This is a genomic window from Streptomyces sp. CB01201, from assembly GCF_002803085.1.
GTDB lineage: Bacteria > Actinomycetota > Actinomycetes > Streptomycetales > Streptomycetaceae > Streptomyces > Streptomyces hundungensis.
The window spans coordinates 154943-175589 of record NZ_NNBJ01000018.1 but is presented as its reverse complement, the minus strand read 5'-3'; the positions used below and the strand labels follow the sequence as shown (position 1 = coordinate 175589).

Below are 20647 nucleotides of genomic sequence, written 5' to 3'. Positions count from 1 at the left end.
CCGAACAATTTTTGGGAAAAGCCCCGCACCAGACCCCCAGGGTCACGGTGCGGGGCTTTTCTGTGTTCCGGAAGTGTTGGATGGGGGCGGGAGCGAGAGACAAGGCAATTGCCATCTCGTTCACCGGCCCCGCCCGTGGCCTACAGGCGGCCCGACGCCTTGAGTTCGAGGTAGGCGTCGGCCAGGGCCGGCGCCAGTTCGTCCGGAGTGGCGTCCACGACTGTGGCACCGTGACGCATGAGCTTCTCCGCTGTGCGGCGGCGCTGTTCTTGGGTTTGGGCTGCCGCGCCCGCCTCGTAAACCGCCTCGACATCGCCACGGCCGGCTGCCATCTGCCGGATATGGGGGTCGGCCACGGCCGCCACCAACACCGTGTGGCGCTGGGTCAGTTGGGGGAGGACGGGGAGCAGTCCCTCCTCTGCTGCCGCGGTGTCGAGGCTGGTGAGCAGTACGACGAGGGAGCGGCGCGGGGCGTGCGTCAACGCGGCGGAGGAAAGGCCTCGCGCATCCGTCTCCACCAGCGACGGTTCGAGCGGGGCCATCGCGTTGACCAGTGCGGGCAGGAGTTCGCCTGCTGCTCGGCCCTGGACCTGGGCGCGTACTCGGCGGTCGTAGGCGAGGAGGTCGACCCGGTCGCCGGCGCGTGAAGCGAGGGCGGCGAGCAGGAGTGCGGCATCCATGGCCGCGTCGAGTCGGGGTACGTCGCCGACTCGGCCGGCTGAAGTGCGCCCGGTGTCGAGGACGACCAGGACGTGGCGGTCCCGCTCGGGACGCCAGGTGCGTACGGCGACGTTTCCCTGGCGGGCGGTCGCGCGCCAGTCGATGGAGCGGGTGTCGTCGCCGGGGACGTATGCCCGGAGGCTGTCGAACTCGGTGCCTTCGCCGCGGGTCAACACGCTGGTCCGGCCGTCGAGTTCGCGTAGTCGGGCCAGGCGGGACGGCAGGTGCTTGCGGCTGGTGAACGGTGGCAGGACCCGTACCGTCCAGGGGACCTCGTGGCTGCCTTGGCGGGCGGCCAGCCCGAGAGGACCGTACGAGCGGATCGTGATGCGATCGGCTTGGCGGTCGCCCCGGCGGGTGGGGCGCAGCGCGGTCGAGAGTCGGCTCCGTTCGCCGGCCGGGATCGTCAACGGCTGGCGGGACGCCATACGTTCGGTGTCGGAGGTCCAGCTGCTGGGCGGCCAGGCATCTCTGACCTGGGCACGAAGGCGGCGGTTCGAGGGATTGGTGATGGTGAGGTCGACCGTGGCCGCGTCACCCAGTCGAACTGACGTATCACCGCTTCGGGTGAATCGGAGCTTTCGCACTGGCGCGGCGCAGGCGTAGTCGCACAGAATTGCGAGTGCAAGGGGAGCATTGACCGCGAGCATGCCGGTCCATCCCGGCGCGAAGACGCCGACCGGGACGGAGCCGAGAGCGGCCAGGAGTGCGGAGCGTCCGGTGAGGGCCATGGGGTCGCCTCAGCGGGGCACAGGGACGTGGGCGAGGACGGAAGTGATGACGGAGTCGGCGGTGACGCCCTCCATCTCCGCTTCGGGGCGCAGTTGGATGCGATGGCGAAGTGTGGGGAGTGCCAGGGCTTTCACATCGTCCGGGATGACGTAGTCCCGCCCGGTGAGCCAGGCCCAGGCCCGGGCCGTGGAGAGCAGGGCGGTGGCGCCTCGGGGGGAGACCCCGAGGCTGAGCGAGGGGGATTCACGCGTGGCACGACAGATATCGACGACATAGCCGGCGATCTCGTCCGAGACCGAGGTCTTGGCGACGGCGGCGCGGGCGGCTTCGAGGTCCGCGGGACCGGCCACCGGGCGTATGCCTGCGGCCTGGAGGTCACGGGGGTTGAACCCGTTCGCATGCCGGGACAGGACGTTTATCTCGTCCTGGCGAGACGGCAGCGGGACGGTCAACTTCAGCAGGAAGCGGTCCAGTTGGGCCTCGGGCAGTGGATATGTGCCCTCGTATTCGACCGGGTTCTGGGTGGCGGCGACCAGGAACGGGTCGGGCAGGAGGCGCGGGGTGCCGTCGACCGTGACCTGGCGTTCCTCCATGGCTTCGAGGAGGGAGGACTGGGTCTTGGGCGGAGTCCGGTTGATCTCGTCCGCGAGCAGCAGATTGGTGAAGACCGGGCCGGGCTGGAAGGAGAACTCTGCCGTGCGGGCGTCGTAGATGAGGGAGCCGGTCACGTCGCTCGGCATCAGATCGGGGGTGAACTGAACGCGCTTGGTGTCGAGTTCGAGCGAGGCGGCCAGGGCGCGCACCAAGAGGGTCTTGGCGACACCCGGCACGCCTTCGAGCAGCACATGGCCGCGGCAGAGGAGGGCGACGACGAGGCCGGTGACGGCGGAGTCCTGGCCGACGACGGCCTTGGCGATCTCGGCGCGCAGGGCTTCGAGGGAAGCGCGGGCGCTGTCCGGGTTCGCCGTGGCCTCCGGGGTGCGGTCGCTCATGAAGTGCGTACCTCTCTTTCGAGGGCGTCCAGTTCGTCCGCGAGGCGGACAAGTGCGGCGTCGTCGGCCGGGGTTGGGCCGAAGAGCAGGGAAAGGGGATCGCGGCCGGCCGCGGGGAGCCGGGCGGAGACGGCCGGGACGAGGACTTCGGGGGAGTGCGCCGCCGAGGCGGCCACGCCGAGGAGGGGGGCCAAGCGGCTGCGGGTGGCCGAGCGCAGGGTGTCGGCCGCGCGGTCGCGGGCGTTGGCCTTGCGGTAGAGGCGGGCGCGGCCTTCGGTCGCTTCGGACGCGCGGATGGCGACCGGGAGCCGCTCGCTGACGAGCGGGCCGAACCGACGGGCGCGCCAGACGATCGCGAGGACAGCGGCCAGGGCGAGTTGGAGGGTGGCCCACAGCCAGCCGGACGGGATCAGGTCGAAGAAGGAGCGTTTGCCGCCGTCGGCGGCCGACACATCGCCGAGCGAGGGGAGGTACCAGACCACATGCGAACGAGTGCCGAGGAGCTGGAGGGCGAGGGAGGCGTTGCCCTCCTCGTCGAGGCGATGGTTGAGGAGTGGGTCGGGCGCGCCCATCAGGACCGTGTCCCCCTGCCCGTGTGCCGCCGGGGTGCGGAGCAGGGTGGGCAGGCCCTCGGCGGGGTAGCAGCCGTCGTTGTTCTCCTCGGGGCCCGTGTAACGGATGCCGCCGGTGTCGGCGCGGCCCGCGCGGGTGGCGTCGGGCCGGGTGCAACCGGGGTCGCGCGGTTTGACGGGGACCGGGTCCTCGGCGCGTACGCCCGGAGCAAGGATGTCGAGCGACGGAGAGGAGGGGGCGATGAGGATCGTACGGCCGCCGGAGTCGGCGGTGGCGGCGCGGAGTTGGCGCTGCTGCCCCTCTGTCAGGAGGTCGGGGACCGTGATGAGGAGGGTGGTGTCCGGCCCGGCGGCGGCTGTCGCCTCGCCGAGCGTGGTGACCACGCGAGTGGAGACGCCCTGGGCCTTGAGGAGTTCGGCGACGGCTCGACTGCCGTACTGGTCGGCGGAGCGCGGGTCGAGGCTGCCGTGCTGGGCGTCGGAGCGGAGCGCCGCGAGGGCTGTTCCGGCGGCTATGAGGATGACGAGGGCGAGGGCCAGTCCGCGGGTACGGGTCCACAGGCGGCGGGCCGTGACCGAGGTGGAGGTGGGGGCGGTCGTGGTGGCGGTCACGGGGCCACCAGGTGGTTCGCGTCAGTCAGGGCGGGCTTGGTGCGTTCGAGGTCCCGGTCGAGGTCACGCAGCCGAATGTATGTCGGCTCGTCGGCGGTCCGGCCGCCGTATGTGACGTCGTCGAACGCGCGGGCTGCGGCGTGCAATCGGTCCGCGTGGCCGGGCAGCGTGCGTCCGGCCTCGGCCGCGGCCTCGTCGGCGGTGCGGCCGGGGCGGGGGTCGAGGAGGGCACGCTCTTCGAGCGCGCGGACGATGGCGCGCATCTGTTCCTGGACGGCTTCGTTCCAGCGGCGGGCGGCGGCGTGTGCCGCGGCCGCGGTGCGGTGTTCGGCGGCGCTGCGGGGGCGGTCGTCGAAGACGGTGCCGCCCGAGGTGGCCGCCCGGTGCGGAGTGCCGAGGCGCCACCAGAGCGCGGCGATCAGGGCGATGACGGCGACGACGATCACGATCAGGCCGAGTGGGCCGCCGGGGGTGGCCACGGAGGCGGAGTCGAAGAGTGAACCGACCCAGTCCCAGAACTTGTTGAGCCCCCTCTGGAGAAGGCTCGGATCGTTCTGGTGGTACGCCGGGTCGGACAGTTCGCGCCGGGCCGCCTCGCGTGCGGGCTCGCGTCCGATGTCCACCGGAGGAGTGCCGGATGTGCCGTTCAGGAGTCGTGCTGTGATGAAGCCCCCCGCTTCTGACACTGCATCAGCTCCTGGGTGTCTCGTAGCCGGGAACACCCGCGGCGCGGGCCAGTTCGAGGTCGAGGGCCTCGCGGCGGATGCGCTGGTCGATGTAGAGCAGGACGCTGACGCCGGCCGCGATCGGGTAGGTGATCGCCGATCCGATCACGGCACCGATGCCGGAGACGATCGAGTAGGCCCAGTTGAAATCGGGAGTGGTGCCGTCGAGGAGGCCGTGGAAGGAACTGCTGTCCACCGCCGTCGCGGCGAGCGCGAACGGGATCATGATGATCATCGAGACGATGACCGTCAGCACCGACGTCAACGAGATGATGCCGAAGATGCGCCACCAGGAGCCGTTGACCAGCTTGGCGGAGCGCCGCAGGGACTGGACGATGCTCTGCCTCTCCAGCATCAGCGCCGGAGGGGCGAGGCTGAAGCGGATGTACAGCCACAGCGCGGCCACGAACGCGGCGGTGCCGCCGAGCAGCGCCAGCGCGAGGCCTCCGGCACCCCCGACGAGCAGACCGGGCAGGATGCCCACGGTCATGATCGCTCCGACCATGACGAACAGCAGGGCCAGCAGGCCCAGCAGGCTCAGGAGCCGCGGCCGGGCCTCGCCCCAGGCGTCTCCCAGGCTCACCTGACGCCCCAGCACGGAACGGCTGACCACGATGGTGAGGACGGCCGTGGTGAACAGCGTGGCGAACTGACCGATCACCAGCGGCGGCAGCAGATCGACGAGGCTGGACCGCATCGCGTCGACGGCCTGGTTGACGGCTTCGGTGCCGGTGGCGTTCGGGTTGATCGAGGCCGGGGCCGGTACGAGATAGCGGGTGGCGAGGAGCTGGGCGATCTGCGAGATCACCGCGACCGTCAGCGTGAGGCCGAGCACTGTTCGCCAGTGGGCGCGCGCCGTGGAGACGGCGCCGTCGAGGATCTCGCCGACACCCAGCGGGCGCAGCGGGATGACGCCGGGCTTCGCGGCCGGCGGGCGGCCGTAGTTCTGGTTCCAGTGGCCGCTCGGGGGCTGCCCGGGGACCTGTCCCCAAGCTCCCTGGCCCTGTGGCCCCCCACCCCAGCCGGGAGCCTGCTGCGGAGGCGTCGGGCCGCCGGCGCCCGGCGAGGACCACTGGGCGGCCGGGGGCTGGTCCTGGGACCACTTCGAGGAGGCACGGGCCCGGTCGGAGTGCTCCGGAGTCGCAGGCGTGCCGGAGTTCTCGCCGCCGGTGTGCTCGCCGCCGGTGTTCTCGCCGTCGGAGGAGGGCGATCCGGGCGAGGCCCAGCCCGGAGAGTCGTTCACGGTCGTCCACCTCGTGGATTGGTCGCGGGACCGGCTGCGCACGCCGGCTCCTTCGGGTTGGCTGCCATGGTGTCACGTGGATCCCGGCCATGGACCTGCCCCCGTATCTCGTTGGCACCTTCAATTGTCGGCGGCTTCCGGGGCAGACTGGGCGGATGGCTGATCAGGACGTGCGAACCACGGCAGGGCCCGGCCCTTCGGGCATACCTTCGCTGCGCTGGGACGAGCCGCCGGAGGGCCCCGTACTGGTCCTCCTGGACCAGACCCGGCTGCCCGCCGAGGAGATGGAGCTGGTCTGCACCGATGTGCCGGGCCTTGTGCTGGCCATCCAGAAGCTGGCGGTACGAGGAGCGCCGCTGCTCGGCATCGCCGGGGCCTACGGGGTGGCGCTCGCCGCGGCTCGTGGCTTCGACGTGGACGAGGCGGCGGCGCTGCTCGCGGGGGCCAGGCCCACCGCGGTCAATCTGGGCTACGGAGTGCGGCTGGCGGCCGGGGCGTACCGGGCCGTGGTCGAGAAGGGCGGAGGAGTCGCGGAGGCGGGAGCCGCGGCGCTGGCCGCCGCCAAGGAGCTGCACCGGGCCGACGCCGAGGCCAGCGCGCGCATGGCCCGGCACGGACTCGCGCTGCTGGACGAGCTGCTGCCGGGCGGCAGCCACCGGATCCTCACCCACTGCAACACCGGGCGGCTGGTGTCCGGTGGCGAGGGCACCGCCTTCGCCGTGGCCCTCGCCGCACACCGGGTGGGCCGTCTGCGGCGGCTGTGGGTGGACGAGACGCGGCCCCTGCTCCAGGGGGCGCGGCTGACCGCGTACGAGGCTGCGGGCAGCGGGATGGCGTACAGCCTGCTGAGCGACAATGCGGCCGGCTCGCTGTTCGCGGCCGGGGAGGTGGACGCTGTCCTCATCGGCGCCGACCGGATCGCGGCCGACGGCTCGGTGGCGAACAAGGTGGGGAGCTATCCGCTCGCCGTGCTCGCCAAGTACCACCACGTGCCCTTCATCGTGGTCGCGCCCGTCACCACGGTGGACCTGGAGACTCCCGACGGCGCCGCGATCGAGGTCGAGCAGCGGCCCGGACAGGAAGTGACGGAGCTCACTGTGCCGCAGGCCGCGGGCGGGGGCTGGGGGTCGGGTTCCGGCCTTCCGGTGGCCCCGCTGGGGACCCAGGCGTACAACCCCGCCTTCGATGTGACACCGCCGGAGCTGGTCACGGCGATCGTCACGGAGGAGGGGGTGCTGTCGCCGGTGACAGGGGGCGGTCTGAGGGAGCTGTGTGCCAGGTCACGCCAGGTAACGATTAGCTAATGGGATGATGACGTTTATGAAGGGACGCGTCCTTGTCGTCGACGACGACACCGCACTGGCCGAGATGCTCGGCATTGTGTTGCGTGGAGAAGGTTTTGAGCCGTCGTTCGTAGCGGATGGCGACAAGGCACTGGCGGCATTCCGTGACGCCAAGCCCGACCTGGTGCTGCTCGATCTCATGCTGCCCGGACGGGACGGCATCGAGGTCTGCAGGCTGATCAGGGCCGAGTCGGGTGTGCCGATCGTCATGCTCACCGCTAAGAGCGACACCGTGGACGTGGTGGTCGGCCTGGAGTCCGGGGCCGACGACTACATCGTGAAGCCGTTCAAGCCCAAGGAGCTGGTCGCCCGGATCCGGGCCCGGCTGCGCAGGTCCGAGGAGCCTGCGCCGGAGCAACTCGCCATCGGCGATCTGGTCATCGACGTGGCAGGCCACTCGGTGAAGCGGGACGGGCAGTCGATCGCCCTGACCCCGCTGGAGTTCGACCTCCTGGTCGCGCTCGCCCGCAAGCCGTGGCAGGTGTTCACTCGTGAAGTACTCCTCGAACAGGTCTGGGGCTACCGTCACGCGGCGGACACCCGCCTGGTCAACGTGCATGTGCAGCGGCTTCGCTCGAAGGTCGAGAAGGACCCCGAGCGGCCGGAGATCGTGGTGACCGTCCGTGGGGTCGGTTACAAGGCAGGACCGAGCTGAGATGACCCAAGAAGCTGGGCGCAAGACGTCCTGGGGCGGCCGGCTGCTCCAGGACGGAGCGCCCGGCGGTCCGGTGCTGCGCCTCGTCGTGCGCTGGCTGCGGCGTCCGCTGCTGCCCGCCGCACGGCTGTGGCGGCGCAACATCCAGCTGCGGGTGGTCGCGGCCACCCTGCTGATGTCGCTGGGCGTGGTCGTGCTGCTCGGCTTCGTGGTCATCGGGGCCGTGCGCAACGGCCTGCTCGACACCAAGGAGAAGGCGGCCGAGAGCCAGTCCGCGGGCGGCTTCGCCGTTGCCAAGGACAAGGCCGGCACCCCGGTCTCGTCCGGTGACGACACCGCGTCGGGCGGCCGCGGCTCCGGCTCGTCGGTGAGCTGGCGCAACGACCTGGTGACCCAGCTCGCCAGCAGCGGCCAGGGCGCGTTCTACGTCGTCGCCCTCGGCTCGGCGTCCTCCGACTCGGACTCGGCGTCCAGCAACCGGGGCCCGCGCGCCTCCGGCTACGTCGATCCCCGTGCCAGCGTTCCGCAGAGCCTGCGCGACAGCGTCGACGAGGGCGTCGGCGCGTTCAAGACGTACACCTCGATCAAATTCACCGACGGCCAGGAGGCCGAGCCCGGGCTGGTGGTGGGCACCCGGCTGAAGGACGTCGACGGGCAGTCCTACCAGCTGTACTACCTCTTCCCGCTGGTGCAGGAGGAGAAGTCGCTCACCCTGGTCAAGACGACGCTCGCGACCGCCGGTCTGTTCGTCGTGGTGCTGCTCGGGGCGATCGCCTGGCTCGTCGTGCGGCAGGTGGTCACGCCGGTGCGGATGGCGGCCGGAGTGGCCGAACGGCTCTCCACGGGCGTGCTCAGAGAGCGTATGAAGGTCACCGGCGAGGACGACATCGCCCGGCTCGGCGAAGCCTTCAACAAGATGGCGCAGAACCTCCAGGTCAAGATCAACCAGCTGGAGGAGCTGTCGCGGATGCAGCGACGGTTCGTCTCCGACGTCTCGCACGAGCTGCGCACCCCCCTGACGACCGTGCGGATGGCGGCCGACGTCATCCACGAGGCGCGCGTCGACTTCGATCCGGTGACGGCACGCTCGGCCGAGCTGCTCGCCGGGCAGCTGGACCGGTTCGAGTCGCTCCTTGCCGACCTCCTGGAGATCAGCCGGTTCGACGCGGGCGCGGCCGCCCTGGAGGCCGAGCCGATAGACCTGCGCGAGGTCGTACGCCGGGTCATCGAGGGCGCCGAGCCGCTCGCCGAGCGCAAGGGCACCCGCATACGGGTGGCCGGCGACGAGCAGCCCGTGGTCGCCGAGGCGGATGCCCGCAGGGTCGAGCGGGTGCTGCGCAACCTGGTCGTCAACGCCGTCGAGCACGGCGAGGGCCGGGACGTCGTGGTGCGCCTCGCGGCGGCCGGTGGGGCCGTCGCCGTCGCCGTGCGGGACTACGGCGTCGGGCTCAAGCCCGGCGAGGCGACCCGGGTGTTCAACCGCTTCTGGCGGGCCGATCCGGCGCGCGCCCGTACCACCGGCGGTACCGGGCTCGGCCTGTCGATCGCGGTCGAGGACGCGCGGCTGCACGGCGGCTGGCTCCAGGCCTGGGGCGAGCCGGGCGGCGGTTCCCAGTTCCGGCTGACGCTGCCGCGCACCGCCGACGAGCCGCTGCGCGGATCGCCGATACCGCTGGAGCCCGAGGACTCACGGGCCGCCCGCGAGCGGGCCAGGACCGAGGAGGCGTCCTCGGGGAGCCAGGGCAACCGGCTGTCCACCGTGCCGATACCCCGCCTCGACCGCTCCCCGCTGCCCGTGCCGCCCACGGCGCCGGTGCGTCCGCGCACCTCGGGCCCGGCGGCCAGCCCCGCCGGGCTGCCCGGCGGGGGCGGTGGCGGTGGCCGGGTGGTGGCCCGCCGGCCCGAGACGGAGCCGGGGGCGCGGCCGACGGGGACGCACGAGGACGGTACGGATGCCGCGGAGAGGCTCGTCGAAACGACTGACCAGGAGGGATCGGCCCGTGGGCGCTGACCGGGGGAGGGCCCGTGGCAAGCTGCTGGGGGCGGTGGTCGTCCTTGGCTGCGGCTCGCTGCTCGTGACGGGCTGCGCGTCCATGCCGAGCAGCGGCGATGTGCATTCGGTCTCCGCCTCCCAGCGCGCCGACTCGCAGGTGCAGGTGTACGCGGTGCCGCCGCGGCCGGGCGCCGAGCCCAACGAGATCGTCTCGGGCTTCCTCGAAGCGATGACCAGTGACGATCCCCAGTTCGCGATGGCCCGCCAGTACCTGACGCCGAAGGCCGCCATGGACTGGCGGGCGACCATGGTCACCGTCCTGGCGGACGGACCCGATCCGCAGCCCAACCGCTCCGCGGACCGGGGCGCGGACGCGAACGGCTTCACCTTCACGGTGTCCGGCAAGACCGTCGCGCTCGTCGACAAACAGCACGCCTACCGGCCGGCCAATCCCCAGGACACGTACAACGAGACGATCCATCTGGTCCGCCAGAGCGGTGCCGACGGCACGGGCCGCGAGTGGCGCATCGACGCCCTGCCTCAGGGGCTGCTGCTCGGCCAGTCCGACTTCCAGCGCATCTACCGTTCCGTCAACAAGTACTACTTCGCGGTGGGCCAGGACCGCCTCGTCGCCGACCCGGTCTATATGCGGCTGCGCACCGACCCCGTGACGCAGATGAACCTGATCACGCAGACGGTGCAGTCCGTCCTGGACGGCCCGACGAGCTGGCTGAGCCCGGTGGTCGCCTCGAAGTTCCCCTCGGGGACGGCCCTGAAGGACGGCACCAAGACCCTCGCCCTGGACGACCGCAACGCCCTGAAGGTGCCCCTGAACGAGCGCGCCTCCAACGCGGGCGAGGCGCAGTGCAAGCGCATGGCGGCCCAAGTCCTCTTCACCTTGCGGGACTTGACGACGACGCGGATCGGCCAGGTCGAGCTGGACCGGGCCAACGGCTCCCAGCTGTGTGTGCTCAGCGGCGACCAGGCCGAGACGTACGCGCCGGACCGCATGTCGACCAGCCCCGGCCAGTACTTCGTGGACGCGGAGGGCCATGTCGAGCGGATGCGGGCCGACGCGGGCGGCTCGGACGGCTCGGGCAGCGGCTCGGACGGCGCCGACACCTCGGACAGTGCGGACACCTCGGTGGTGACCGAACCCGTGCAGGGACCGTTCGGCAAGGGCGACCAGCAGGTGCGTACGGTCGCGGTCTCGCGGGACGAGAAGCGCGCGGCCGGGGTGTCGGCGGACGGCAGGTCCCTGCTCGTGGCGCCGCTCGCAGCCGATGGTGCCCTGACGCGTCCACCGGTGAACAGCGACGACAAGGACGCGAAGGACGGCGGCCTCTCGGCGCCGAGCTGGGACGGGCGCGGCGACCTGTGGGTGGCCGACCGCAACCCGGCCAAGCCGCGGCTGTTGCGCCTCGTGCAGGGCACGGGGCAGCCGCAGACGGTCGACGTCGCCGGGCTCAACGGTGCGCGCATCCAGCAGGTGCGGATGTCGGCGGACGGTGTGCGCGCGGCGCTGCTGGTCTCCGACGGCACCCATACGACGTTGCGGATCGGCCGGGTCGAGCGGAGCGGTGAGGGCGCCAAGAGCGTTGTCTCGGTGGTCGAACTGCGCGCCGGGGCGCCGCAGATGGAGGACGTGACGGCCGTGTCGTGGGCCGGGCGCAGCCGTCTCGTGGTGGTCGGCAAGGAGATCGGCGGAGTCTCGCAGCAGCTGCGCTATGTGCAGACGGACGGGTCGACCTCGGCCGCCGGCACCCTGCCGAGCGTCAACAAGGTCACGGATGTCGCCGCCACCGACGACGACCGAATGCCGCTGGTGGCGCACTCGCAGGAGGACGGCATCGTCCGGTTGCCGCCCGGAGCGAACTGGCGCACGGCGGTCAAGAAGGGCTCGGCGCCCGCCTATCCGGGGTAGTTCCCAGGCCTGTCCGGGGAGTTCCGGAGCGGTGGGCGGGTTGTCCACAGGGGTGGCGGTATGCCGCTCCCGGTGGGCACAGTGAAGCCATGCGGGGGTGGTGGCGGGAGTTCTCCGGCCTTGTGCTGCCGACCGCGTGCGGCGGCTGCGGCAGGCAGCGTACGGCGCTGTGCGGGGGGTGCCGGGCGGAGCTGCTCGGGGCGCCCGCGCGCCGGGTGCGCCCGGCACCGGAGCCCGGCGGGCTGCCGGTCGTGTACGCGGCGGCGCCCTACGAGGACGCGGTGCGCGCGGTGCTGCTCGGCCACAAGGAGCGGGGCGCGCTCGGTCTGGCCGGGGTACTCGGACAGGCGCTCGCGGGTGCGACCCGGGCGGCCGCCGGTCCTTGCGGGCAGGGGCCGTTGCTCCTGGTCCCGGTGCCGTCGTCACGCCGCGCGGTGCGGGCCCGTGGGCACGACGCGACCCGGCGTATCGCGCTGGCCGCGGCCGGTGAGCTGCGCCGGGGCGGGACGGACGCGCGGGTGGCCGCGGTCCTGCGCCAGCGGCGCACGGTGGCCGACCAGGCGGGCCTGAGCGCTCCTGAGCGGCTCCGGAATCTGTCGGGGGCCCTGGTGGTGGCAGGGGGCGGCGCAGGGCTCCTGAGGGGCGGCCAGGTGGTCCTGGTGGACGATCTGATGACCACCGGTGCATCCCTTGCGGAAGCGGCGCGTGCGATCCGTGCGGCCGGGGTAGGCGGTCGGGACAAGGACGCTCCGGACGGAGATGGATGCCCCAGGCAGGGAATTCCGGTATTTCCTCCGGCGGGGGCTTCGCATCGTCGGCGAGGCGCCGGGTCGGCACCGCCGTACGGCGATGACCGGCGCCCGCTCGCCGCGGTTGTCGCGGCGACTCCGGAATCGTTCGCAATAAACCGGAACTGACAGAGAACTTGCATCGTTGCAGGTAGTGAGAGGGTGGAAACACCTGAGTGGGGGTACGCGCGAGTAGCGGGTGCCGACATCAGGCCGAGAGAGCTATGTTCGGTTGTGAGGAATGGCGAAAGCCCGTTCACTTAATGCACGACTGAGCTTCGGCGCGTTTTCACTTACCCCCGAGTCGGTGGGGTGGGGATCTTCTCGACGGGGGAGGAGGAGGTGATACGTCACCGAGTCCGACGCCCCGGCACACACCGGGGTCTGGTGCAAAAGGGAGCCACTCCGCGGAGAGCGGAGTGATCCGGGAACGGAGTTCTGCGTGGACATCGTCGTCAAGGGCCGCAAGACCGAGGTGCCCGAGCGGTTCCGCAAGCACGTGGCCGAGAAGCTGAAGCTGGAGAAGATCCAGAAGCTCGACGGCAAGGTAATCAGCCTCGACGTCGAGGTGTCCAAGGAACACAACCCGCGGCAGGCGGACCGCTCGGACCGGGTGGAGATCACCCTCCACTCGCGAGGCCCGGTGATCCGTGCGGAGGCGGCGGCAGCAGACCCGTACGCGGCGCTCGATCTGGCGACCGGCAAGCTGGAGGCGCGGCTGCGCAAGCAGCACGACAAGCGCTACACGCGCCGCGGCAACGGCCGGCTCTCGGCCGCCGAGGTCGTCGACGCAGTGCCGGGTGTGGCGTCGCTGAACGGAAACGGCGAGCTTGTGGACACTTCGGAGGAAGACCGCATCCCCACCACCAGGATCGGCTCGCTCGAAGTGAAGGGCGAAGGGCCGCTGGTGGTCCGCGAGAAGACGCACACGGCAGCCGCGATGACGCTCGACCAGGCGCTCTACGAGATGGAGCTGGTCGGGCACGACTTCTACCTGTTCGTCGACTCGGAGACGAAGAACCCCAGTGTCGTCTACCGGCGGCACGCCTACGACTACGGCGTCATCCACCTGGAGACCGACCCGCTCGCCGGTGAGGACGCGAGCGGTGCGGGCGGTGCGCTGGGCGGCTGACCCGGCCCGGAAGCATCACGGATCGACCCCGCGGGGCGGACGCGCTGAACGTCTGAGGACGGCGCGCCGTATCAGCGGGCGACGGTGCCCCTGGAGCGCGTGTGCGCCCCCAGGGGCACCACCGTGCGACCACTGGAACCCCTTTCTGTCGGCCGGGCATGAAATCATGGCGTCGCACGCCAACCGCAGCTCCCTGGAGCGTGGTTGGTGCAGCACACCAACGCGGGCCACGGCCTTCAGGGGGAGGAACGATGGCGGACAACTTCGGTCCGGTGCACGACGGTTCCCATGCCGACCGCCGGAACGGGGGGGACCGCGAGAGCGGCATGGACATGGGCGGTTCCCGCAAGGAGCCGATCCGGGTGCTGGTGGTGGACGACCACGCGCTCTTCCGCCGGGGACTTGAGATCGTGCTGGCCGCCGAGGAGGACATCCAGGTCATCGGCGAGGCCGGGGACGGCGCGGAGGCGGTGGACAAGGCGGCCGACCTGCTGCCGGACATCGTGCTCATGGACGTACGGATGCCCCGGCGCGGCGGCATCGAGGCCTGCACCTCCATCAAGGAGGTGGCCCCCAGCGCGAAGATCATCATGCTGACGATCAGCGACGAGGAGGCCGATCTCTACGACGCGATCAAGGCGGGGGCGACCGGCTACCTCCTCAAGGAGATCTCCACCGACGAGGTGGCCACCGCGATCCGCGCGGTCGCCGACGGCCAGTCGCAGATCAGCCCCTCGATGGCCTCCAAGCTGCTCACCGAGTTCAAGTCGATGATCCAGCGCACCGACGAGCGCCGTCTGGTGCCCGCGCCCCGGCTCACCGAGCGGGAGCTGGAGGTGCTCAAGCTGGTGGCCACGGGCATGAACAACCGTGACATCGCCAAGGAGTTGTTCATCTCCGAGAACACCGTGAAGAACCATGTGCGCAACATCCTGGAGAAGCTCCAGCTGCACTCCAGGATGGAGGCGGTGGTCTACGCGATGCGCGAGAAGATCCTGGAGATCAGATAGCCGCCAGCGCCGAGGTGAGCGCCGCCGTCTCCTGCGGCGACCCGGCCCGCTCGATACGTACCGCGTCGCAGCCCACCCAGGTAGCGGCCTCCAACAGGGCCTGGGCCATGGGCCGCACGGCCTTCGGCGAAGCCAGCGAGACCTGCTTGGCGACCAGCGTGCGCCCCTCGCGGGCCGGGTCGACCCGGCCGACCAGCCTGCCGCCGGCGAGCAGCGGCATCGCGAAGTACCCGTGGATCCGCTTGGGTTTGGGGACGTACGCCTCCAGGCGGTGGGCGAAGCCGAAGACGCGCTCGGTGCGGGCGCGGTCCCACACCAGCGAGTCGAACGGCGACAGCAGCGTGGTGCGGTGGCGGCCGCGGGGCTCGGTGGCCAGCGCCTCGGGGGCGGCCCAGGCGGGCTTGCCCCAGCCCTGCACGGTGACCGGCACCAGGCCCGAATCGGCGACCACCGCGTCGAACTGCTCGCCCTTGAGGCGGTGGTAGTCCGCGATGTCGGCGCGGGTGCCCACCCCGAGGGACAGGCCGGCCAGCCGCACCAGTCGGCGCAGGCACTCGGTGTCGTCCAGGTCGTCGTGCAACAGTGGCTCCGGAATGGCGCGCTCGGCCAGGTCGTAGACCCGCTTCCAGCCGCGCCGCTCGGTGCAGACCACCTCGCCGTACATCAGGGCGCGCTCGACGGCGACCTTGGAGGCCGACCAGTCCCACCACTCGCCCTGGTTCTTGGCGCCGCCCAAATCCGTTGCCGTGAGCGGGCCTTCGGCGTGCAGCTGCTTGATCACCTGCTCGTAGGCGCCGTCCGGCAACTCGTGCCCCCAGTGCGGCCGGGAGCGGTAGGCGCGGCGGCGGAACGCGAAGTGCGGCCACTCCTCGACGGGCAGGATGCACGCCGCGTGCGACCAGTACTCGAAGGCGTGGCCACCGCTCCAGTACGCCTCCTCGATCAGGGGGCGGCCGACCGCGCCGAGGCGGGCGTAGGGGACGAGCTCGTGCGAGCGGGCGAGCACGGAGATGGTGTCGAGCTGCACCGCGCCCAGCTGGCGCAGCACCCCGCGCACCCCGCCCCGGCGGTCGGGCGCCCCGAGGAAGCCCTGGGCGCGCAGGGCGATCCTGCGGGCCTCGTCGGCGGACAGTTCGGCGGCGGCAGGCGGCAGGCTCGTCATGCTCCGCACGATAGTGGCCGCCACTGACAACGCGGGGGCCGGACAGGTCCGCTGACCACGCGGGGGCGGACAGGCCCGCCGACCGCACGGACGCGATCAGGCCCGCTGACCGTGCGCCGGCGATCAGGCCCGCGCGGGCAGGTAGGGCAGCACACCCGGCAGGCCCAGGTCCGCGGGGAGCAGCGAACCGACCCAGTGGTCGCGGCGGCTGCCCTGGTGCACGGCCGCCGAGCGCAGGATGCCCTCCAGGGTGAAGCCGACCTTCAGGGCGACGGCCCGGGAGGCCTCGTTGCCGACCTCCGCGCGCCACTCAAGACGGTCGACGGCGGCCGCCTCGAAGGCCCAGCGGGACAGCCGGGCAGCGGCCTCCACCACATAGCCGCGGCCCCGGTGCTCCTTGGCCGCCCAGAAGCCGAGTTCCGCGCAGCCGGGGCCGCGCCGCGTCACGCTCATCATGGCGACGAGGACCGAGCCGTCCGCAGTAAGTACTGCGAAGGTGTAGTCGGTGTCGTGGCGCCAGCCGTCCGGGCCGTAGGAGGAGGTGAAGGCCTCCGCGTGCTCGCGCAGATAGGGCGAGGGGACCGTGGTCCAGCGCTGGATGTCGGGATCCTGACAAGCGGCGTAGGCGGCGTCGGCGTCCTGGGGGCCGACCGGGCGTAGCAGGAGGCGGTCGGTGGTGAGCGTTATGGCTTCCATCGCCCGATTCTCCTGGCTCACGGCCGCGGGAACCACCTCATTTCCCCACCCGCCCGGCACCTTCGGCCGGTCCCGTCCGTTGTCGTAACAGCAGACCTCCCGGCGCGGCCGGGTCCTCGCATACGATGACCGTTGCTGTATCCACACCCATAGCCACTCGACCGCGCCAGGCCCGACCGGCAAGGAGACCAACCCCCGTGTCCGTCCTCTCAAAGATCATGCGTGCAGGCGAAGGCAAGATCCTGCGCAAGCTGCACCGCATCGCGGACCAGGTCAACTCCATCGAAGAGGACTTCGTCAACCTCTCCGACGCCGAGCTGCGTGCCCTCACCGACGAGTACAAGCAGCGGTACGCGGACGGCGAGAGCCTGGACGACCTGCTTCCCGAAGCCTTCGCGACCGTGCGCGAGGCCGCCAAGCGCGTCCTCGGCCAGCGTCACTACGACGTCCAGATGATGGGTGGAGCCGCGCTGCACCTCGGCTACGTCGCCGAGATGAAGACCGGCGAGGGCAAGACCCTCGTCGGCACGCTGCCGGCCTACCTGAACGCGCTGTCCGGCAAGGGCGTCCACCTGATCACGGTGAACGACTACCTGGCCGATCGCGACTCCGAGATGATGGGCCGGGTACACAAGTTCCTCGGCCTGGAAGTCGGCTGCATCCTGGCCAACATGTCGCCCGCCGAGCGCCGCGCGCAGTACGCCGCCGACATCACGTACGGCACGAACAACGAGTTCGGCTTCGACTACCTGCGCGACAACATGGCGTGGTCCCAGGACGAGCTCGTCCAGCGCGGCCACAACTTCGCGATCGTCGACGAGGTCGACTCGATCCTGGTCGACGAGGCCCGTACGCCGCTGATCATCTCCGGCCCGGCCGACCAGGCCACCAAGTGGTACGGCGACTTCGCTAAGCTGGTGACGCGCCTGACCAAGGGCGAGGCGGGCAACCCGCTGAAGGGCATCGAGGAGACCGGCGACTACGAGGTCGACGAGAAGAAGCGCACCGTCGCCATCCACGAGCCGGGCGTTGCCAAGGTCGAGGACTGGCTGGGCATCGACAACCTCTACGAGTCGGTGAACACCCCGCTCGTCGGTTACCTGAACAACGCCATCAAGGCGAAGGAACTGTTCAAGAAGGACAAGGACTACGTCGTCCTCGACGGCGAAGTCATGATCGTCGACGAGCACACCGGCCGTATCCTCGCCGGCCGCCGCTACAACGAGGGCATGCACCAGGCGATCGAGGCGAAGGAAGGGGTGGACATCAAGGACGAGAACCAGACCCTCGCCACGATCACCCTGCAGAACTTCTTCCGCCTCTACAAGCGGCACGACCAGCAGGGCAAGGAAGAGCCCGGCCTCTCCGGCATGACCGGTACGGCGATGACCGAGGCCGCGGAGTTCCACCAGATCTACAAGCTCGGCGTCGTCCCGATCCCGACCAACCGGCCGATGGTCCGCATGGACCAGTCCGACCTGATCTACCGCACCGAGGTCGCCAAGTTCGAGGCGGTCGTCGACGACATCGCCGAGAAGCACGAGAAGGGCCAGCCGATCCTGGTCGGCACCACCTCGGTCGAGAAGTCCGAGTACCTCTCGCAGCAGCTCTCCAAGCGCGGCATCCAGCACGAGGTGCTCAACGCCAAGCAGCACGACCGGGAGGCGACGATCGTCGCCCAGGCCGGCCGCAAGGGCGCCGTCACCGTCGCCACCAACATGGCCGGACGAGGCACCGACATCAAGCTCGGCGGCAACCCGGACGACCTCGCCGAGGCCGAGCTGCGCCAGGCGGGTCTCGACCCGGTGGAGCACGTCGAGGAGTGGGCCGCGGCGCTGCCCGCCGCCCTGGAGAAGGCCGAGCTCGCCGTCAAGGCCGAGTTCGAAGAGGTCAAGGAGCTGGGCGGCCTGTACGTCCTCGGCACCGAGCGGCACGAGTCGCGGCGCATCGACAACCAGCTGCGCGGCCGTTCCGGCCGTCAGGGCGACCCGGGCGAGTCCCGTTTCTACCTGTCGCTCGGCGACGACCTGATGCGCCTGTTCAAGGCCGCGATGGTCGAGCGCGTCATGTCGATGGCGAACGTCCCGGACGACGTGCCGATCGAGAACAAGATGGTGACGCGCGCGATCGCGTCCGCCCAGTCGCAGGTCGAGCAGCAGAACTTCGAGACCCGCAAGAACGTCCTGAAGTACGACGAGGTGCTCAACCGCCAGCGCGAGGTCATCTACGGCGAGCGCCGCCGCGTCCTGGAGGGCGAGGACCTGCACGAGCAGGTCAGGCACTTCATGGACGACACGATCGACGCCTACATCCAGGCCGAGACGGTCGAGGGCTTCGCCGAGGAGTGGGACCTGGACCGGCTGTGGGGCGCCTTCAAGCAGCTCTACCCGGTGAAGGTCACCGTGGAGGAGCTGGAGGACGCGGCGGGCGACCGGGCCGGCATCACCGCCGAGTTCATCGCCGAGTCCGTCAAGGACGACATCTACGAGCAGTACGCCTCCCGTGAGGAGCAGCTCGGCTCGGACATCATGCGCGAGCTGGAGCGCCGCGTGGTCCTGTCGGTCCTGGACCGCAAGTGGCGCGAGCACCTCTACGAGATGGACTACCTCCAGGAGGGCATCGGCCTGCGGGCCATGGCGCAGAAGGACCCGCTGGTCGAGTACCAGCGCGAGGGCTTCGACATGTTCAACGCCATGATGGAGGGCATCAAGGAGGAGTCGGTCGGCTACCTGTTCAACCTGGAGGTACAGGTCGAGCAGCAGGTCGAGGAGGTCCCGGTCGAGGACTCGGTGCTCGCCGACGGGCCCTCGCTCACCAAGGAGGACGCCATCCCGGCCGCGCGCCCGGAGATCCGCGCCAAGGGTCTGGACGCCCCGCAGCGCCCCGACCGGCTGCACTTCTCGGCGCCCACGGTGGACGGCGAGGGCGGTGTGGTCGAGGGCGACTTCGACAACGGTGACGACGAGCCGGCCCGCTCGGAGTCGGACGGCCTGACGCGCGCCGAGCGCCGCAAGGCCCAGAAGACCACGGGCGGCCGCCGCCGCAAGAAGTAGGGCGCGAGCAGAAGCAAGGCGCGAGAGACAGCCGGGCGGGACCGCCGTCGGCTGTGCGTCGCAGAGGGGCCCGGCACCGCGATGGTGCCGGGCCCCTCGCTATGCCGGGACCCGCTCGCCGCCCAGCTCCACCGCGGCGCAGCGCCAGCGCAGATCGGCGCCCCGCTCCAGGCGGAAGGCCATGGCGCGCACCTGCTCGCCCGCCGCGATGCAGGCGGCCGCCTCGACGATCCCGCGGTCCAGCGGGGCCGCGCGGCAGGACCGTACGACGGGCCGGGCGCCGCGGGTGCGGAAGGGGGTGCGCGGGGCGAGCCGCACCAGCTGCTCGTAGGCGTCCCCGACGGTCAGGCCGAGCATCCAGTGCACCGGGCGCTCGCCGCTGAGCACCGCGAGCAGCTTCTGCGCGAACAGCTCGTGCGGGGTCAGCCGCTGCGGCCGCCGGGTTCCGGTGCTGCCGGGCCTGCGCTGGTCGCCGCGTCCCGCCGGCCCTGTCGTGGTCCCGCTCATGGCTGCCGTCCCCTTCGATACCAGTGGGTAACTTCTGTTGGGGATCTTGTACGGGGACGGCGGGAGCGGTCGCAAGGACCGGACCCGGGTCGGGTGAGAGTCTGCGGATTCACCTATCCGGATGAGTGGGCCGCGCGTCTTCCCAGGTGGGGGCGGGTGTGGCCGGATCCGGCGGGGAGCGGTGCCGAGGGGGCACCGGCAGCTCGAAGGGGGACTCCCGCGCGTATCCTGAATCCGTCTCACGACCGGATGGGACGACGAGAAGAGAGCGGTCCCTCATGCGCGTCTACGTACCCCTGACCATCTCCGGTCTCGCGACGGCCCACGGCGCCGGAGAACTCGGCCCCGGCCCGCTGACCGCCTACGCCGTCACGCCCGGCCTGCGCGAGTGGTACGTCTCGGACGACATCGAGGAGCTGGAGTACGCGGCGCTCAACCGGGCCGCGGCCGCCTCGCTGCGGCTGCTCGCCGGGCAGCCGGGCACCGCCAGGCGCCGCGTCGTGGTCGCCGTGGACGTGCCGGACAACACCGTGGCCGCCGATCCCGACAGCGCCCTGGACGCGAGCTCGCTCGGCGAGGTGAGGATCGCCGCGGCGGTGCCGCTCGCCAAGGCGGCCGCCGTGCACGTGGACGCCGAGGACGCGGTGGCCGATGTGACGGCCGCGGCCGGGGCGCTCGGCGCCGCCGACCACGGCGACGACGACGCGCAGTTCACCGTGGACGGGGCCGAGGACCACGAACTGCTGTGGTTCGGGGTGCAGGAGATTCCCAACCTGATCGCCTGACCT

At 71.2% G+C, this 20647-nt stretch carries 17 protein-coding genes; 9 read left to right on the top strand and 8 right to left on the bottom strand.

The annotated features are described in order from the left end of the window. Nucleotides 1-140: 140 nt before the first annotated feature. The 5 genes from CG740_RS31330 to CG740_RS31310 are packed head-to-tail and all read right to left on the bottom strand — an operon-like array spanning nt 141 to nt 5596. A complete protein-coding gene (locus tag CG740_RS31330) occupies nt 141-1451 on the bottom strand; it encodes a DUF58 domain-containing protein (RefSeq protein WP_100578656.1) in 1311 nt (436 codons plus the stop codon). Between the two features lie 9 nt (nt 1452-1460). Further along, nucleotides 1461-2444 (bottom strand): AAA family ATPase, encoded by a 984-nt coding sequence (locus tag CG740_RS31325; RefSeq protein ID WP_100578655.1) that lies wholly within the window; start codon nt 2442-2444, stop codon nt 1461-1463. After that, nucleotides 2441-3628 carry a DUF4350 domain-containing protein gene (locus CG740_RS31320; RefSeq protein WP_100578654.1) on the bottom strand — a complete coding sequence of 396 codons (1188 nt, stop codon included), beginning with the start codon at nt 3626-3628 and terminating at the stop codon, nt 2441-2443. Before CG740_RS31320 ends, CG740_RS31325 begins: the two co-directional genes overlap by 4 nt. Further along, the gene (locus CG740_RS31315; RefSeq protein WP_100578653.1) at nt 3625-4314 is read right to left on the bottom strand and encodes a DUF4129 domain-containing protein; all 690 of its coding nucleotides are present in this window, start codon (nt 4312-4314) and stop codon (nt 3625-3627) included. Before CG740_RS31315 ends, CG740_RS31320 begins: the two co-directional genes overlap by 4 nt. Nucleotides 4315-4318: 4 nt before the next feature. Continuing rightward, entirely contained in the window at nt 4319-5596 is a 1278-nt protein-coding gene (locus CG740_RS31310) for a glycerophosphoryl diester phosphodiesterase membrane domain-containing protein (RefSeq protein WP_100578679.1), read from the bottom strand. Nucleotides 5597-5751: 155 nt separating this feature from the next. Here CG740_RS31310 and mtnA point away from each other — a divergent pair, with 155 nt between their 5' ends. The 7 genes from mtnA to CG740_RS31275 all read left to right on the top strand — a co-directional run bounded on the left by mtnA (nt 5752) and on the right by CG740_RS31275 (nt 14441). Next, on the top strand, nt 5752-6900 hold the full coding sequence (mtnA, locus tag CG740_RS31305; RefSeq protein WP_100578652.1) for an S-methyl-5-thioribose-1-phosphate isomerase: 1149 nt from the start codon (nt 5752-5754) through the stop codon (nt 6898-6900). 4 nt (nt 6901-6904) lie between these two features. Next, nucleotides 6905-7594: a two-component system response regulator MtrA gene (gene mtrA, locus CG740_RS31300; protein WP_189389435.1), complete on the top strand. Its 690-nt coding sequence runs from the start codon at nt 6905-6907 to the stop codon at nt 7592-7594. 1 nt (nt 7595) lies between these two features. Beyond that, nucleotides 7596-9605: an MtrAB system histidine kinase MtrB gene (mtrB, locus tag CG740_RS31295; RefSeq protein ID WP_199846628.1), complete on the top strand. Its 2010-nt coding sequence runs from the start codon at nt 7596-7598 to the stop codon at nt 9603-9605. Then, nucleotides 9595-11511, top strand: coding sequence for an LpqB family beta-propeller domain-containing protein (locus CG740_RS31290; protein WP_442802864.1), 1917 nt, complete (start codon nt 9595-9597; stop codon nt 11509-11511). The genes mtrB and CG740_RS31290 overlap by 11 nt, the downstream gene beginning before the upstream one ends. Nucleotides 11512-11600: 89 nt before the next feature. After that, on the top strand, nt 11601-12428 hold the full coding sequence (locus CG740_RS31285; protein WP_100578650.1) for a ComF family protein: 828 nt from the start codon (nt 11601-11603) through the stop codon (nt 12426-12428). A gap of 313 nt (nt 12429-12741) precedes the next feature. Then, on the top strand, nt 12742-13431 hold the full coding sequence (gene hpf, locus CG740_RS31280; protein ID WP_100578649.1) for a ribosome hibernation-promoting factor, HPF/YfiA family: 690 nt from the start codon (nt 12742-12744) through the stop codon (nt 13429-13431). Nucleotides 13432-13682: 251 nt separating this feature from the next. Next, on the top strand, nt 13683-14441 hold the full coding sequence (locus tag CG740_RS31275; RefSeq protein WP_100578648.1) for a response regulator: 759 nt from the start codon (nt 13683-13685) through the stop codon (nt 14439-14441). Here the strand turns inward: CG740_RS31275 and CG740_RS31270 are convergent. Further along, on the bottom strand, nt 14434-15603 hold the full coding sequence (locus tag CG740_RS31270; RefSeq protein ID WP_100578647.1) for a winged helix-turn-helix domain-containing protein: 1170 nt from the start codon (nt 15601-15603) through the stop codon (nt 14434-14436). The two genes, CG740_RS31275 and CG740_RS31270, sit on opposite strands and share 8 nt — an antisense overlap. Nucleotides 15604-15726: 123 nt before the next feature. After that, a complete protein-coding gene (locus tag CG740_RS31265) occupies nt 15727-16299 on the bottom strand; it encodes a GNAT family N-acetyltransferase (protein ID WP_100578646.1) in 573 nt (190 codons plus the stop codon). Nucleotides 16300-16496: 197 nt separating this feature from the next. On the opposite strand from CG740_RS31265, the gene secA reads away from it, so the two are divergent. Continuing rightward, nucleotides 16497-19352, top strand: a complete 2856-nt coding sequence (secA, locus tag CG740_RS31260; protein WP_100578645.1) for a preprotein translocase subunit SecA — start codon at nt 16497-16499, stop codon at nt 19350-19352. A 99-nt stretch (nt 19353-19451) separates the two neighbouring features. Here secA and CG740_RS31255 read toward each other — a convergent pair whose 3' ends face one another. Further along, nucleotides 19452-19859 (bottom strand): Rv3235 family protein, encoded by a 408-nt coding sequence (locus tag CG740_RS31255; protein WP_100578644.1) that lies wholly within the window; start codon nt 19857-19859, stop codon nt 19452-19454. 278 nt (nt 19860-20137) lie between these two features. Here CG740_RS31255 and CG740_RS31250 point away from each other — a divergent pair, with 278 nt between their 5' ends. Beyond that, on the top strand, nt 20138-20644 hold the full coding sequence (locus tag CG740_RS31250; RefSeq protein ID WP_100578643.1) for a DUF6912 family protein: 507 nt from the start codon (nt 20138-20140) through the stop codon (nt 20642-20644). The last annotated feature ends 3 nt before the right edge of the window (nt 20645-20647 follow it).